Annotated in this window: 15 protein-coding genes; 8 read left to right on the plus strand and 7 right to left on the minus strand. The window is 67.0% G+C overall.

The window, feature by feature from the left end; genetic code table 11:
• The first annotated feature begins 36 nt into the window (after positions 1 to 36).
• The 5 genes from WS75_RS04925 (at position 37) to WS75_RS04945 (ending at position 4,278) form a co-directional block, all read left to right on the plus strand.
• A complete protein-coding gene (locus tag WS75_RS04925) occupies positions 37 to 1,116 on the plus strand; it encodes a Rieske 2Fe-2S domain-containing protein (protein ID WP_059679420.1) in 1,080 nt (359 codons plus the stop codon).
• A gap of 308 nt (positions 1,117 to 1,424) precedes the next feature.
• Positions 1,425 to 1,628 (plus strand): cold-shock protein, encoded by a 204-nt coding sequence (locus WS75_RS04930; RefSeq protein WP_006483056.1) that lies wholly within the window; start codon positions 1,425 to 1,427, stop codon positions 1,626 to 1,628.
• Positions 1,629 to 2,090: 462 nt separating this feature from the next.
• A complete protein-coding gene (gene infA, locus WS75_RS04935; RefSeq protein WP_059600526.1) occupies positions 2,091 to 2,354 on the plus strand; it encodes a translation initiation factor IF-1 in 264 nt (87 codons plus the stop codon).
• Between the two features lie 413 nt (positions 2,355 to 2,767).
• Positions 2,768 to 4,033 carry an alkaline phosphatase family protein gene (locus WS75_RS04940; RefSeq protein ID WP_059679421.1) on the plus strand — a complete coding sequence of 422 codons (1,266 nt, stop codon included), beginning with the start codon at positions 2,768 to 2,770 and terminating at the stop codon, positions 4,031 to 4,033.
• Positions 4,030 to 4,278, plus strand: a complete 249-nt coding sequence (locus WS75_RS04945; protein ID WP_059679422.1) for a hypothetical protein — start codon at positions 4,030 to 4,032, stop codon at positions 4,276 to 4,278. The genes WS75_RS04940 and WS75_RS04945 overlap by 4 nt, the downstream gene beginning before the upstream one ends.
• A 47-nt stretch (positions 4,279 to 4,325) precedes the next feature.
• On the opposite strand, the gene WS75_RS04950 is transcribed toward WS75_RS04945, so the two are convergent.
• The 7 genes from WS75_RS04950 to WS75_RS04980 form a co-directional block, all read right to left on the minus strand.
• Positions 4,326 to 5,657 carry an MFS transporter gene (locus WS75_RS04950; RefSeq protein ID WP_179948874.1) on the minus strand — a complete coding sequence of 444 codons (1,332 nt, stop codon included), beginning with the start codon at positions 5,655 to 5,657 and terminating at the stop codon, positions 4,326 to 4,328.
• 356 nt (positions 5,658 to 6,013) lie between these two features.
• The gene (gene dmpG / locus WS75_RS04955) at positions 6,014 to 7,045 is read right to left on the minus strand and encodes a 4-hydroxy-2-oxovalerate aldolase (protein WP_059679424.1); all 1,032 of its coding nucleotides are present in this window, start codon (positions 7,043 to 7,045) and stop codon (positions 6,014 to 6,016) included.
• Positions 7,046 to 7,061: 16 nt separating this feature from the next.
• The gene (locus tag WS75_RS04960) at positions 7,062 to 7,961 is read right to left on the minus strand and encodes an acetaldehyde dehydrogenase (acetylating) (RefSeq protein WP_059679425.1); all 900 of its coding nucleotides are present in this window, start codon (positions 7,959 to 7,961) and stop codon (positions 7,062 to 7,064) included.
• A gap of 13 nt (positions 7,962 to 7,974) precedes the next feature.
• Entirely contained in the window at positions 7,975 to 8,757 is a 783-nt protein-coding gene (dmpE, locus tag WS75_RS04965) for a 2-oxopent-4-enoate hydratase (protein ID WP_059679426.1), read from the minus strand.
• 110 nt (positions 8,758 to 8,867) lie between these two features.
• On the minus strand, positions 8,868 to 10,250 hold the full coding sequence (locus WS75_RS04970) for a DUF1329 domain-containing protein (RefSeq protein WP_059679427.1): 1,383 nt from the start codon (positions 10,248 to 10,250) through the stop codon (positions 8,868 to 8,870).
• Positions 10,251 to 10,291: 41 nt separating this feature from the next.
• The gene (locus tag WS75_RS04975) at positions 10,292 to 11,857 is read right to left on the minus strand and encodes a DUF1302 domain-containing protein (RefSeq protein WP_059679428.1); all 1,566 of its coding nucleotides are present in this window, start codon (positions 11,855 to 11,857) and stop codon (positions 10,292 to 10,294) included.
• A 150-nt stretch (positions 11,858 to 12,007) separates the two neighbouring features.
• A complete protein-coding gene (locus WS75_RS04980) occupies positions 12,008 to 12,787 on the minus strand; it encodes an SDR family oxidoreductase (protein ID WP_059679429.1) in 780 nt (259 codons plus the stop codon).
• 138 nt (positions 12,788 to 12,925) lie between these two features.
• Here WS75_RS04980 and WS75_RS04985 point away from each other — a divergent pair, with 138 nt between their 5' ends.
• From WS75_RS04985 to WS75_RS04995, 3 genes are all read left to right on the plus strand, one after another.
• Entirely contained in the window at positions 12,926 to 13,762 is an 837-nt protein-coding gene (locus WS75_RS04985; RefSeq protein WP_059679430.1) for an alpha/beta fold hydrolase, read from the plus strand.
• Positions 13,763 to 13,823: 61 nt separating this feature from the next.
• Positions 13,824 to 14,612: an SDR family NAD(P)-dependent oxidoreductase gene (locus WS75_RS04990; protein ID WP_059679431.1), complete on the plus strand. Its 789-nt coding sequence runs from the start codon at positions 13,824 to 13,826 to the stop codon at positions 14,610 to 14,612.
• Between the two features lie 38 nt (positions 14,613 to 14,650).
• Positions 14,651 to 15,400 (plus strand): electron transfer flavoprotein subunit beta/FixA family protein, encoded by a 750-nt coding sequence (locus WS75_RS04995; protein ID WP_059679432.1) that lies wholly within the window; start codon positions 14,651 to 14,653, stop codon positions 15,398 to 15,400.
• Positions 15,401 to 15,405: the final 5 nt, after the last annotated feature.

Genomic DNA, 15,405 nt, shown 5'->3' on the forward strand with positions numbered 1-15,405 from the left:
GGCCGCCGCGCGTCCCACCAAGAGGAGTCAACCCACATGTCCGCACGCCCTTACAAGATCGAAGCCCAGCCGCTCGCGCAGCGCTATGCGCGCGGCTGGCACTGCCTCGGGCTCGCCCGCGACTACAAGGACGGCAAGCCGCATACGCTGAACGCGTTCGGCCGCAAGCTTGCCGCGTTCGCCGATTCGACCGGCAAGGTCAACGTCGTCGACGCGTATTGCCCGCACATGGGCGCCGACCTGAGCCTCGGCAAGGTCGAAGGCGACAACCTCGTGTGCCCGTTCCACGGCTGGGCGTGGAACGGCGAAGGGCAGTGCGCGTCGATCCCTTACTGCAAGCGGATTCCGCCGAAGGCGCGCATCGGCGCGTGGCCGACCTGCGAGGAAAACAACCTGCTGTTCGTGTGGAACGACCCGGAAGGCAATGCGCCGCCGCCGGAAGTCGCGATTCCGCGCCTCGACGTGTGCTTCTCCGACGAATGGTCGGACTGGGTCGTCGACAAGATGGTGATCCAGGCGAATTGCCGCGAGCTGGTCGACAACATCTCGGACGTCGCGCACTTCGCGACCGTGCACCGCGCGCCGATCGACTATTTCGCGAACCTGTTCGAGGATCACAAGGCGACGCAGCTGATGGTCGGCCGCAGCGAGAAGCTCGGCGGCGACAGCCTGACCGCGTTGTCGACGTATTTCGGGCCGGCCGTGCACATCACGCAGATGATGGGGCAAAGCGGCGGGCAGCCGATCCATTCGGTGTTGCTGAACTGTCACGTGCCGATCGACATGAACAGCTTCGAGCTGCGCTACGGCGTGATCGTGAAGAAGGTGGCCGGCCTGAGCGATGCGCAGAACCTGGAGATCGCGAACGCATACGTGAAGGAAGCGCAGCGCGCGTTCTACGAGGACGTCGACATCTGGCACAGCAAGACGCGCATCGACAACCCGCTGCTGTGCGAAGGCGACGGGCCGCTGTACCAGATGCGCGACTGGTATTCGCAGTTCTACCTGGACGCAGCCGACGTGCGGCCGTCGAGCGTCGCGCGCAAGACGTTCGAGATGACGATCCGCGACGGTGCGACGCCGCCGGCGCTGCATCACGTGTTCGAGCCGCGGTGACGGGCAGTAGCGGGGTGAAAGCGGGGTGAACGCGGCGAAAATAGGGGCTGCATCGTTTTGCCTCCAGATCGCCGCGACCCCCGCCAGGCAAGGCGCGCGCGCGACCGCGCGCCTGCATCGCATCGAAAGAGCTTGACGGATCGGTCTGCACCGCGTAGTGTCCGAGACCGAAGTCTTCAAGAAGTTCGATTGCTCATCATTGGCCGCACGCGGTGCGGCAGTCGTTGGTCTCTCCCTCTTTTGATTCTTTCTGTGCTCGTCACGGGCGCATGTTCATCGTTCGTATCAATCGTATTAAGGAAGTATTTGTGGATACCGGTACCGTCAAGTGGTTCAACGAAACCAAGGGCTTTGGTTTCATCTCCCCGGACAACGGCGGCGACGATCTGTTCGCCCATTTCTCGGAAATTCGCGGCACGGGCTTCAAGACCCTGGCCGAAGGCCAGAAGGTCAGCTTCGAAGTGAAGCGCGGCCCGAAGGGTCTGCAAGCGTCGAACATCACGCCGCAGTAAGCCGCGTCGGCACCGGCCGTCGAATGGCGGCCGCTGCCGGACGAATTTCGCGCGGATGCCGGCCCGAGCCGGTGTCCTGCGCGTTTCGACGCACACGACCGATGCATCGCGGAATTCACGATGCATCGGTCGTGTGCTTCTCTCATCCATCGCAGGTCCGTACGACCTGCGATCCAACGCCCTCGCGAAGCGCTCGCCGCGTCGCCAGCGGCCCATGCTGCAACCCGAGTAGACCGTCGCCATGCCTCACGCGGCGCGGTCCCGACTTTGCGCGGTGCCGATTGCACCGCCGCCACCGACCGCCCGACCGCCGCATTGCGCCGGGCTCCGATTGCAAGACGGGCGCGTCGTCCGTCTGAACGAATTGATCCCCGGCATCCCGCCGGCCGCCGTCCCGTTGCGGGGCACGGCGCCGGTGAACTCGCCGCGGCCGCGGTCATTACCTTGTCTGGAGGAATTGGTTTGGCAAAAGAAGAACTGCTGGAACTGGACGGAATCGTCGACGAAGTGCTGCCGGACAGCAAATACCGTGTCACGCTGGAAAACGGCGTCGTGGTCGGCGCGTATGCGTCGGGCCGCATGCGCAAGAACCACATCCGCATTCTCGCGGGTGACCGTGTGACGCTGGAACTGTCGATGTACGACCTGACCAAGGGCCGCATCAACTTCCGCCACAAGGACGCGAATTCGACGCGTCCGCAGCGCCCCGGGCAACCGCGTCGCTAAAGCAGTAGCGATCGGCCAGCGCAACGCCGCACCGATCGAAACCCGTCCGGCCCGTTCATGTGGCCGGGCACACCGGATGGACGGCGCGGCTCGCGCCGTTCGGCGGTCGCCGCCGGCGGGGCAGTGCCGCGGCGCCCGAGGCCGCATTCTCTCCGGTCGAATCGCCCGATTCGGCTCGTTTTCTCCGCACGCGTCGATTCGCCGCGCATCGCTTTCCCCACCCACGCCGGTCGTCGGCTGAATGCCCGTGTCGTGCCGCGCGCCGTGCCCGGCTTTACGCGCATGCCGGCGTAGCCGTACACTCGTCGGCAATTCGCGGCCCGCGCACGCTGCAGCGCCTTTCCTTTCAGTTTCTTTCCGTGCCGCCGCGATCGTGCCAGCAGGACTTTCGTCGCGCGACGCCAGGAGGCGCCATGAGTGCAGACGCAGCCCCCGCAGATCCTTCAGTTCCCGCAGCTCCGTCGGTTCAGGACCGCATCCGGCACGTGTTCGTGCTGATGCTCGAGAACCGCTCGTTCGACCATCTGTTCGCGCTGTCGGGCTATCCCGACATCGTTGCCGCGTCACCGGGTAACAGCAACGCGTATGGCGATGCGGTCTACCCGTTCGGCGGCGGCGCACCCGACCGGATGCCGACCGATCCGTGCCACGAATTCACCGACGTGCTTGAGCAGCTTTGCGGCGCGGGCGTGCCGTTCGTCAAAGGGCGACCTTATCCGAGCATCGACAATTCGGGGTTCGTGTCGAACTACGCGACGTCGCATTCCGAAGGCACGCCGCCGCAGCCAGCCGATGCGGGCAAGATCATGCAGGGCGTCAACATCGCGACGCAGGCGCCGTCGCTGTACGCGCTCGCGAACGCATTCGTGCTGTGCGACGCGTGGCATGCGTCGATGCCGGGGCCGACCTGGCCGAACCGCTTCTTCCTGCACGGTGCGTCGTCGGCCGGGCTCGACCATTCGCCGACCAAGGAGGAAATGGCCGGATGGGACGCATTCGACGGCTTCCCCTACCCGAAAGGTTCGATCTTCGCCGCGCTCGGCGACGACAACTGGCGCATCTACCAGGACCAGACGGGCGATCCGCTCGGCCACGTGCCGCAGGTGGCATCGCTGAAGGGCATCAGCTTCTTCGACATCGACGACCTCGCGCATTTCGAGGCCGATCTCGCGGCCGGCTATACGGCGCGCTATACGTTCATCGAGCCCGGCTACGGCGACATCGTGCACGGCACCTATCAGAACGGCAGTTCGCAGCACCCGATGGATGGCCTGGCCGGTGGCGACCAGCTCGCCGCGCGTGTGTACGACGCGATCCGCAATTCGCCGGTGTGGGAGAGCAGCCTGCTCGTGATCTGCTACGACGAGCATGGCGGCTTCTACGATTCGGTCAGGCCGGGCGCCGCGCCGCCGCCGAACGATGGCGCAGCGGGGACGTTGAACGCGAGCGGCTTCGGGTTCGACGTGTACGGCGTGCGGGTGCCGGCGATCGTGATTTCGCCGTGGGTCGCGGCGGGGCAGGTCGACCATACGCCGTACGACCATGCGTCGGTCGCCGCGACGCTCGAGCGGCTGTTCGGCCTCGCGCCGCTGACGGACCGCGACCGTCTCGCGAACGACCTGCTGGCGCTCGTCACCACGACCTGCCGCACCGACTGCCCGCAAAGGATCGGATCATGAGTACGACACCGGACCCAGACCCGCGCGATGCGCTGCCCGTGCGCGACGGCACGAGCCTGATCGCGTATCTGCACATCCTGAAGAAAGCGCATGCGGCGCTGGTCGGGCATGACAAGGCCCATCAGCGCTTCAGCGAGATTGTGACGCGCGGGCAGGCGCGGCAATACATCGAGGAACTGATGCCGTCGCTGCTGCAGGCGCGCGAAGCGCATCGGCGCAAGCGGCACGGCGGGAAGCATCGTTGACGGCAAGGGCGGTGCATACCGGCATCGCATAACCCGGCGGCATCGCGTTACGCCGCGTGCCGCGCACGCTGCATGCTGACGGCCGACACCGCGGCGCCCGTCAGCTGAACGGCCGCGCCCGCGAACATCGCCGCGCGCAAGCCGGCCGCACCGCCGTGCGCGGCTGCGAACAGCGTGCCGAGCACGGCGATGCCGAGCGTCGCGCCGGTCATTCGCGCGACATTGACGAGCGCACTCGCGGTGCCCGAACGCGCGGCGTCGACCGCGCCGACGGCGATGGTCATCAACGGACCCGTCGCGATCCCCATGCCGAGCCCCGTCAACGCGAGCCCGAGTTCGGCGCCGAGCAGGCTCGACGAACCGGCTGATGCGCCGATCGTCGCGAGCCCGCTCGCGATCAGGGCGACACCGCCGGATGTGGCCGCACGCGAGCCGATCCGCTCGGACAGCGGCCCCGACCATGGCGATACGAGAACGAACACGAGCGCCATCGGCAGCAGCGCGAGGCCCGCGCCAGTCGAATCGAGGCGGCCGGAGCCTTGCCAGCAGAGCGGCAGCAGGAACAGCACGCCGTACATCCCGAACGTCATGCCTGCGGTCGCGGCGATCGCGCCACGAAACGCGCCGATCCGGAAGAGTTCGAGCGGCACGAGCGCGGCCGCGCCGTGACGCCGTTCGATCGACACGAATGCGGCGAGCGAAGCGATCGCGACGCCGCCCGCGAGCGCGCACGCAGCCGGTGAGTCGCGGAACACGATCGCCGCATACGCCAGCGCGCCGAGCGCGAGCACGCCCGTGACCTGCGCGCCGACGTCGACGTGCCGGCCGCGCGGATCGGACGATTCGGGCACCGCCGGGATCGCGAGCAGCATCGCACCGACGCTCAGCGGCACGACGACGAAGAAGATGCTGCGCCAGCCGAAGTGCCGGATCAGCACGCCGCCGAGTGTCGGGCCGATCGCCATCGCCACGCCGTTGCACGCGGCCCAGATGCCGAGCGCGCGACCACGCTCGACCGGATCGCGCCACACCACGCGCACGATCGCGAGCGACGCCGGCAGCAGTAGCGCCGCGCCGACACCGGCCAGCGCGCGGGCGGCGATCAGTACCGCTACCGAAGGCGCGAGCGCGCACAGCAGCGACGCGACGGTGAAGAGGGCCGTGCCCGCGATGAAGATGCGGCGCCGGCCGTGCAGGTCGGCGAGCAGGCCGCCGGTCAGCAGCAGCACCGCGTAAGTGAGGTTGTAGCTGTCGACGACCCATTGCAATGTGCCCACGCCCGCGTGGAAATAGTCGCCGATCGCGCGTGTCGCGAGATTGACGACGGCCGTGTCGACCTGCGCGACGAGCACGGCGAGGCACAGGGTCAGCAGCGTCATGCCGCGCCGTTCGGCGGTGGCGCAGGCGGCCGGGGCGAGATGACCCGAATTCGGCACGATAGGTCGCTCCTTGAACGTCGTTCGATTCATGCTGCGCCGTGGCTGCTGACAGCGTGGTGTCAGCAGGGGCTGTATCGGATGAGCCGGGGAGGGACGATGCGCACGATTCATGCCGGACGGCAGTATCGACATCGTGCTGCAAGGGACATTCGCGATGCCGTCGGCGGAGCCGGTGCACTCAGAAAAGAAAACGGGGCGCATCGCGCCCCGTTCCACTTGATCGACGCGGTATCGGGCGATGCAACCCGATACCGCGTCGAGTACGTCGAGTACGTCGAGTACGTCGAGTACGTCGATTACGCCGCCACCTCTCGCGCCCGAACCATCGTCAGCGCCGCATCCTCGATCATGTCCTCCTGCCCGCCGACGAGCCGCTGGCGGCCCAGTTCGACGAGGATGTCGCGCGCCGGAATCCCGTATTTCGCTTCCGCGCGCTTCGCGAACAGCAGGAACGACGAGTAGACGCCCGCATAGCCGAGCGTCAGCGCATCGCGGTCGAGGCGGATCGGTGCGTCCATGATCGGCACGACGAGATCCTCGGCCACGTCGGAAATCGCGAACACGTCGACACCCGTCTCGATCCCCATCCGGTCGCACACCGCGACGAACACTTCCATCGGCGTGTTGCCCGCGCCGGCACCGAGGCCGGCTGCGGCCGCATCGATCCGGTTTGCGCCCGCGGCAACGGCCGCGACCGAGTTCGCTACGCCCATCGCGAGGTTGTGATGGCCGTGGAAGCCGAGCTCCGTGTCCGGCTTCAGCGCGTCGCGCACCTGACCGATCCGCGCGGTCACGTCGTCGGGCAGCATGTGGCCGGCCGAATCGGTGATGTAGATGCAGTTCGCGCCATACGACTCCATCAGCTTCGCCTGCACGACGAGCTGCTCCGGCGACGACATGTGCGCCATCATCAAAAAGCCGACCGTATCGAGCCCAAGTGTGCGCGCGAGGCCGATGTGCTGTTCCGACACGTCGGCCTCGGTGCAGTGCGTCGCGACGCGGATCGTGCCGACGCCGAGTTCGTGCGCCATGCGCAGATGCTCGACGGTGCCGATGCCGGGCAGCAGCAACGCCGATACCTTCGCCTGCTTCAATTCCGGAATGACGGCGCTCAGGTACGCCTCGTCGGTATGCGCGGGGAAACCGTAATTGACCGACGCGCCGCCGAGCCCGTCGCCGTGCGTGACCTCGATCAGCGGCACGCCGGCCGCATCGAGCCCGCGCGCGACGTTGCGCATCTGGTCGAGCGTGATCTGATGACGTTTCGGGTGCATCCCGTCGCGCAGCGACATGTCGTGGACGGTGATCTTCTTGCCTGCAAGTGACATCGTGTGACTCCTCGACTCAAGCGGTGGCGGCCGCAGCGGCCAGCATCTGTTCGGCGAAACGCTCGGCCGTGGCGGCCGCGGCGGCGGTCATGATGTCGAGGTTGCCCGCGTATTTCGGCAGGTAGTCGCCGAGCCCCTCGACTTCCATGAAGACCGACACGCGATTGCCGTCGAACACCGGGCCGTTCTTCAGCGTGTAGCCGGGCACGTAGCGCTGCACTTCCTTGACCATCGCGTGCACGGAGGCCGTGATCGCGTCGACGTCGGGCGGGCCGTCGGTCAGGCAGTGGATCGTGTCGCGCATGATCAGCGGCGGTTCGGCCGGATTGATGACGATGATCGCCTTGCCCTTGCGCGCGCCGCCGACCTGTTCGATCGCGCCGGACGTCGTGCGCGTGAATTCGTCGATGTTCTTGCGCGTGCCGGGGCCGACCGAGCGCGACGAGACGGTGGCGACGATCTCGCCGTACGCGACCGGCTGCACGCGCGACACCGCGTACACCATCGGGATCGTCGCCTGGCCGCCGCAGGTCACCATGTTCACGTTCATCTGCGCGCTGTCGAGGTGCGCGTCGAGGTTCACCGGCGGCACGCAATACGGCCCGATCGCGGCGGGCGTCAGGTCGATCATCTTCACGCCGAGCGCGGTGAGCTTGTCGGAGTTGTCGCGATGCACGTAGGCGGAGGTCGCGTCGAACGCGATGCGGATGTCGTCGGCGGCGACGTGCGGCAGCAGCCCGTCGACGCCCTTGTCGGTGGTCTTGAGGCCGAATTCGCGGGCGCGCGCGAGGCCGTCGGATGCCGGGTCGACGCCGACCATCCACACGGGTTCGAGCACGGTCGAGCGGCGCAGCTTGTACAGCAGGTCGGTGCCGATGTTGCCGGGCCCGATCAGTGCGCATTTGATTTTCTTCATCAGGTTCGTTCCTTTAGATAAAGCGGACGTCGCAGCTGCCGATGCCGGAAATGTGCATCGACAGCGCGTCGCCGGCTGTGACCGGAATCAGCTTCGCGAGCGAGCCGGACAGCACGATCTCGCCGGCCAGCAGCGGCACGTCGTATTCGGCGAGGGTGTTCGCGAGCCACGCGACGGCGTCGGCGGGATGGCCGAGCGCGGCGTCGCCGCGGCCTTGCGCGACGCGCTCGCCGTTCTTCTCGATCGTCATGTCGCACGCGGCGAGGTCGAGCGTGCGTGGGTCGACGCGTGCTTCGCCGAGCACGTACACGCCGCACGACGCGTTGTCGGCGACGGTGTCCTCGATGCGGATCGCCCAGTCCCGGATGCGCGAATCGACGATCTCGAAGCACGGCGCGACGGCGGCGGTCGCGGCGATCACGTCGGTGCGGTCGATGCCGGGGCCGCGCAGGTCACGCGCGAGGACGAACGCGATTTCGCCCTCGGCGCGCGGTGCGATCAGCGATTCGGTGGCAATCGCCTCGCCGGCCGCGTAGTGCATGCCGGACAGCAGGATGCCGAAATCGGGCTGGCGCACGTTCAGCATGTCCTGCACGGCCTGGCTCGTCACGCCGATCTTCTTGCCGACCACCGTTTCGCCGCGCTCGATGCGACGTTCGATGAAGCACTGCTGGATGCGGTAGGCGTCGTCGAGCGACAGCCGGCGCGGGCGGCTCGACAGCGGCGCGACCGGTGCGCGTGCGTGCCACGCGGCGTACAGCTCGTCGCCGAGCGTCGTATGCAGGCGGGAAGACATGAAAGGGCCCTCGAATCTCGAATGGAAAAAGGCCGCCGTCGCGGGCGGCGTCGGGCGCCGGAGCGGGGCTCCGGCGCGTGGGACGCGGGCGTGCCGCGTCAGCCAGTTGCTTAGTTGCCCGAACTGCGGATCGCGTCCGGCGAGAAATACGCCTCGTTGAACTGCGGGCTGTTGTCGAGCTTCGGCATCGGGCCTTCGTTCGTCAGGCGGTCCGCCATGTACGCGCCGGAGATCAGGTCGTGGTAGAACACGACGCCCGGGTAGAACACCTTCGCGTCATACGCATACAGCGTCGTCGCGACGTTGGTGCGCCACAGCTGGCCGCGCGCGTCGTAGTTGTCGGCAAGCAGCGTCATCCACGAATCCTCGTCGATGTACAGCACGCGCTTCGCATACTGGTGACGGTAGTTGCTCTTCAGCGTCGCCTGCAGCACCCACACGCGATGCAGCTCGTAGCGGATGTAGGCCGGATTCTCGTGGCCCTTGGTCAGCAGGTCTGCATACTTCACCGAGGTGTCCATCGCCTTGTAGTTGTCGTACGGCACGTAGATCTCGCGCTTGCCGACGATCTTCCAGTCGTAGCGGTCGCCGGGGCCGTTGTACAGGCGGTCGTCGTCGACGGTGCGGAAGCCGCCCGGGCCCTGCGGCTGGTCATAGCCGTATTCGGGCGCCTGGCGCACGCGGCGCGTGCCGGGGTTGTACATCCACGTGCGCGACGAGTTGTCGGCGCCGGCCTTGTCCCAGTTCGTGAAGCCGACGATCAGCGAGCCGCGGTCGGACAGCGGCAGCTCCGTCGCATTGCGGTAGTACGTGCGGTTGTTCAGGTCGCTCTTCACGTCGAACTTGCCGGAGTTGCGCGGCGAGTAGATGTCGTAGCGCACCTTGCCCCACGCGATGTTGCCGTCCGAGTACACGACTGCCTGGTCGTAGGTCGCTTGCTCGGCGCCGATCGCCGACGAGAAACGCTGGTTCCACAGCAGCTCGGCGGCGGTCTTCGGGATCGGGTAGGGCACCGTCGGCGGCGCGTTCGTGAGGCCGTTTGCGTCGGACGTCATCGTCGAATCCGGCGCGTACGTGCGGATGTCCTTGTAGACCGAATCCGCGTAGCGGAAGTCGCGATGGCTCGGGTAGACGTTGATCTTGAACGTGGCCGGGTAGCGCTTGAACATCGCCTTCTGGCCGTCGGTCAGGTGCTCCGCGTACTGCGCCATGTTCTCTGCGGTGATCGTCGCGACCGGCTTCTCGCTCGCGAACGGATCGGGGTAGCGGCTGCCGCGCTTGTACTGCACGTCGGGCGGCGTGCCGAGCCACTTGCCCGACCATTCGGGCACGCCGCTGTCCTTGCTCGCGGCGCGCACCGCGCCCATCGGCGTGAGCGGGCCGTCGAGTGCCTTCAGGTCATCCGGCGTGACCTTCGGGAACGACGCCGTCGCGACGAGCGCGCACGCGGCCATCACCGACGCGCGCAGGAGGGGGAGACGAGTTCGTTTCATGACAAATCCTCTTCTTGCTGAGTGACGAGCGGCCGGGCCGCTCAGAAGTGGTAGGTCGCCGTGGCCAGCACGTAGTCCCGATCGGCAAGCGGACGCGTGACGGGGTTCGGCGAACCGAGGAACTTCGCGTAGACGAGCGCCAGCGACAGGTTGCTCAGGCGCGTGAACGTGACGCCGGCGGTCACGCGGTGGTCGCCCTGGCCCGTCAGCGAGCCGAGCGCGCCGGCCAGCGGCGAGGTACCCGCCAGGTCATGCGTGTACGTGAGCGGCACGTCGAGATCCCAGCCGTTGAACACGTTCTTGTAGCTGAGCGTCCAGGCCACCTCGAGGGCGAGCGCGTTGCGCGAGTTCGCGAGGGTCGTCGAGCCGTCGACGGCCGAGATACCGCCGGCGTGCACGTACGTGATTTCACCGACCAGCGACTGCGAATTCGCGAGGAAGCTCGGCCCGATCGAGTAGATGCCGGACAGGTTGAGCTGCGTGACGTTCGCGCGCGTCGCCTGCGCGCCGGTCGGCGTGTTGACGAGCACGGCCGCGCCCTGGCGGTATGACGCTTCGCCCGCGACGTTGACCGGACCGACCTGCGTCGAGAAGCTCGCGCCGGTCAGCTTGATGTTGTTGAAATAGGTCTGCCGGTACTGAAGCACGGGATAGAACGACGTGACGACACTCGGGTTCATGTCGTTGTAATGCAGGTGATACACGCCGAGCTCGGTATCGCCGAACACGCGCACGCGTGCGCCGATACCCCACTGGTTGTGTGCGCTCGGTTTTTCGTCGGCCCCGCGCGGAATGATCAGCCCGCCCGGGCCGATGATGAACTGCGCGCCCGGGCCGACCACGTCCGAATAGCTCCAGTAGGTGCCGGGCGCGGTCAGGCGGTTCTGCTGGAACGAGAACTGGTAGTAGCCGAGCAGGCTGAAGTTCGGCGTGATCTGCCACTGCGTCGAGATCTGCGGCACGGGCAGCAGGATGTCCTTCACCTGCGCGCCGGCGACGTAGGACTTGGTGGCGTCGGCCGGGCCTTGCGCGCCCGCGATGTTCGGGAAGAACAGGCTTTCGCCCCAGGCGACCACCTGGTCGCCGACCTTCACGTTCAGGCTCGTCGCGCCGATCTTGAAGGTGTTGTACGCGTAGGCGGCGAGCAGTGTCGTGTGGCCGCCCGACCAGTAACGGGCATCGCTCGTGAAGTTGTTGTACTGGCCCGACTGGTTCACGGTACCCGGAGCGTCGTTGTAGTTCGGGCGGTGATAGGCCTGATCGTAGAACGTACTCGCGCGGACGAACACACCCCAGTCGTCGTGCTTCAGGTTCACTTCGCCGAGCAGGCTGACCTGATTCTCGATCAGCTTGTTCTTCGCGAAGTTGCGATCGCCGTCGTCGCCATTGATGTTCGCGGGCGTCAGCAAATTGCCGCTCGGTGCGCGCGTGCGCATGCCGAGGCCGTAACTCAACGCGAACGTGTAGTCCAGCGTCGTGTCGGCGCCAAGCTCGATCGTGCTGCCTGCGTGCGCGTTGGGAACGGCGCACGTGAGCAGCGCCGCGGCCAGCGTCGACAGCGTGGCGGTGGCCCGCTTGTCGGTACGGCGCGAAATCCGTTGATGCATGGTGTCTCCTCTGGGGTATCGACGACGGTCGACTGTGGTTGTCGTGAGAGGCAGAGTAGGGAGATCGCGGTAGCAGGGAATCGTCGAAATGAACTAGATGACTTCCCTAGGACTGGAAACGATCGGGGCGCGCCGGTCGCGTCGCGCGCGTCAGCGTGGTTCCGTTTGTGCCGCCGCCAGGAACGCGGGCCGTTCGCCGCCGCCGTCGAGCCGCAGGTTCGCGCCGGACGTGTACGACGCATCGGGCGACGCGAGGAACAGGCACGCCGACGCGACGTCGTCGGGCGTCGCGAGCCGTCCGGCGGGAATCGTCGCGCGGATCGCGTCGAGCGCGGCGTCGTCGCCGTAGTGGCCTTCGGTCGCGGATTCCGTCTGCACGAGGCTCGGGCTGATCGCGCACACGCGCACGCGCGGCGCCCATTCGACCGCGAGCGACGTGACGGCGTTGACGAGGCCCGCCTTCGCGGCGCCGTAGGCGGCGGTGCCGGGCGAGGGTCGCGATGCGCTGACGCTCGCGATGAACAGCATCACGCCGCCGTGCGGCTGCGGCTGCATGATCGCGTTCACGCGTTGCGCGAGCTGCAGCGGCGCGATCAGGTTCAGCCGCACGATCGACTCGGTGAAGCGCGGTGATGCGTCGGCCGCGAGCACGAACGGCGAGCCGCCCGCGTTGTTGACCAGCACGTCGAGGCAGCCGGTGGCGTCGCGGATCGTCGCGAGCAGCGCGTCGACCTGTTCGATGTCGCGCAGGTCGGCGGCGACGAAGGTGGCCGTGCGGCCGCCGGCCGAAGGCGGCGTGTCGGGTGCGCTGCGCCCGCACACGAACACGCGCGCGCCCGCCGCGAGAAACCGCTCGGCGATGCGCCGCCCGATGCCTTTGGTGCCGCCCGTCACGAGCACCGTCTTGCCGCTGTAGTCGAATCCGTTCATCGTCTGCCTCCGTTTCGGTGGCCCGATGATAGGAACAAGCGCGCGCGGTTTCGTAGTCTGAAAGGATGATGCCGGCCGGCGCCGGCGGCGCAATCATCGTGGCAGGCATCCATCGATCGACGAAGGAGACAACCCGCGATGACGACCCCCATGACGCCGCCGACCGGCATCTTCACCGACGCACCGGGCGGCCTGCGCCTGCATCATTTCGAGGCGGGCGAAGGCCGCCCGGTGGTGTTCATCCACGGCAGCGGCCCGGGCGCCAGCGGTTTCAGCAACTTCAAGCACAACTATCCGGCGTTCGCGGACGCCGGCCATCGCACGATCGTCGTCGACTTGCCTGGCTACGGGCAGTCGTCGAAGCCGTCCGACGTCGCCTATACGCTCGATTTCTTCGTCGGTGCGCTGCATGCGCAGCTGTCCGCGCTCGGCATCGGGCCGGCCGTGCTGCTCGGCAACTCGCTGGGCGGTGCGATCGCGCTGAAATATGCACTCGACTATCCCGATGAGGTCGACGGGCTGATCATGATGGCACCGGGCGGCGTCGAGGACCGCGACACCTATTTCCGGATGGAAGGAATCCAGCGGATGGTGAAGCTGTTCACCAATCGCCAGATGAATGACGACACCATGCGCGAGCTGCTGACGCTGCTCGTGCACGACCCGGCGATCGTCACCGACGCGCTGGTCGCCGAGCGGATGAAGGTGTGCGTCGAACAGCCGACCGAAGTGCTGTCGACGATGAGCGTGCCGAACCTGACGGGTGCGCTCGGCGACCTGCGCTGCCCGGTGCTCGGCTTCTGGGGCACGGACGATCGCTTCAATCCGGTCAGTGGCGCGCTGACGTTCCTCGAGCGCTGCCGCGATGCGCGCTTCGTGCTGATGAACCGGTGCGGCCACTGGGTGATGGTGGAACACGCCGATTATTTCAATCGGGAATGCCTCGATTTTCTTGCGGCGCGGATTGCGCGATAACGCCGGATTCCCTTAAAGCCGCTCCGACAGCGGGCGGCCCGTTTGCATACACGGAGACAAGATGAAACTCATCGAAGACCTGTTCGACCTGCGCGGCAAGGTGGCCGCGATCACCGGCGGTGCGCGCGGCATCGGCGCGGAAACGGCACGCACGCTGGCCGCGGCCGGCGCGAGCGTCGCGATCCTCGACGTGCTGTCGCAACCGGCGGAAGCGCTCGTCGAGGAGATCCGCGCGCAGGGCGGCCAGGCCGCGTTCTGGTCGCTCGACGTGACGCACGAGGCCGACGTGTCGCGCGTGTTCGGCGAGATCGTCGCGCGCTTCGGGCGCCTCGACGTGCTCGTGAACAACGCGGGCATCGAAGGGCACAACGTGCCGACGCACGAGCTCACGCTCGCGCAATGGCAGCGCGTGCAGGACGTGAACGTCAACGGCGTGTTCCTGTGCACGCGTGCCGCGATTCCGCACATCGACGCGGCCGGCGGCGGCTCGATCGTGAACCTGTCGTCGATGTACGGGATCGTCGGCGGTCCCGACGTGCCCGCGTATCACGCGTCGAAGGCCGCGGTGCGGATGATGGCGAAGGTCGACGCGATGCTGTATGCGGCAAAGAACATCCGCGCGAACTCGGTGCATCCGGGCTATATCCGCACGCCGATGCTCGAGGAGGCGTTCCGCCAGATGGGGCAGAACCCCGACGACGTGTTTGGTTATCTGCAGACGCACGTGCCGATGGCGAAGATCGGCAGCCCGCGCGACATCGCGGCCGGCATCCTGTATCTCGTTTCGCCGGCGGGCCGCTACGTGACGGGTGCGGAGCTGGTGATCGACGGCGGCTACACTGCGCGCTGACGCAACACGGTACGCGTAACCAAACAGGAGACAGGCAGTTGAAAGCGCTCGTGGCAGTGAAGCGCGTGGTCGACGCGAACGTGAAGGTCGGCGTGAAGTCCGACCGCACCGGCGTCGACATCGCGAACGTGAAAATGTCGATGAATCCGTTCGACGAAATCGCGGTGGAAGAGGCCGTGCGATTGAAGGAGGCCGGCGTCGTGACGGAGGTGGTGGCGGTGTCGGTCGGTGTCGCTCAGGCACAGGAAACGCTGCGCACGGCGCTGGCGATCGGTGCGGATCGCGCGATCCTCGTCGAGTCGAACGACAGCGTCGAGCCGCTGGCCGTCGCGAAGATCCTGAAGGCGCTGGTCGACAAGGAACAGCCGCAACTCGTGATCCTCGGCAAGCAGGCGATCGACGACGATTCGAACCAGACGGGTCAGATGCTGGCCGCGCTGGCGGGCCTGCCGCAAGCGACGTTCGCGTCGAAGGTCACGATTGCCGATGGCCGCGCCACGGTTGCGCGTGAAGTCGACGGCGGCGCGGAAACGCTGTCGCTTCAACTGCCGGCAGTCGTCACGACCGACCTGCGCCTGAACGAGCCGCGCTACGTGACGCTGCCGAACATCATGAAGGCGAAGAAGAAGCCGCTCGAAACCGTGAAGCCGGAAGACCTGGGCGTGGACGTCACGCCGCGTCTGAAGACGCTGAAGGTGGCCGAGCCGCCGAAGCGCGCGGCTGGCGTGAAGGTGCCGGACGTGAAGACGCTGGTCGAGAAGCTGAAGACCGAAGCCAAGGTGCTGTAAGAGGG

It is taken from the genome of Burkholderia sp. FL-7-2-10-S1-D7 (genome assembly GCF_001524185.1).
Taxonomy (GTDB): Bacteria; Pseudomonadota; Gammaproteobacteria; order Burkholderiales; family Burkholderiaceae; genus Burkholderia; species Burkholderia diffusa.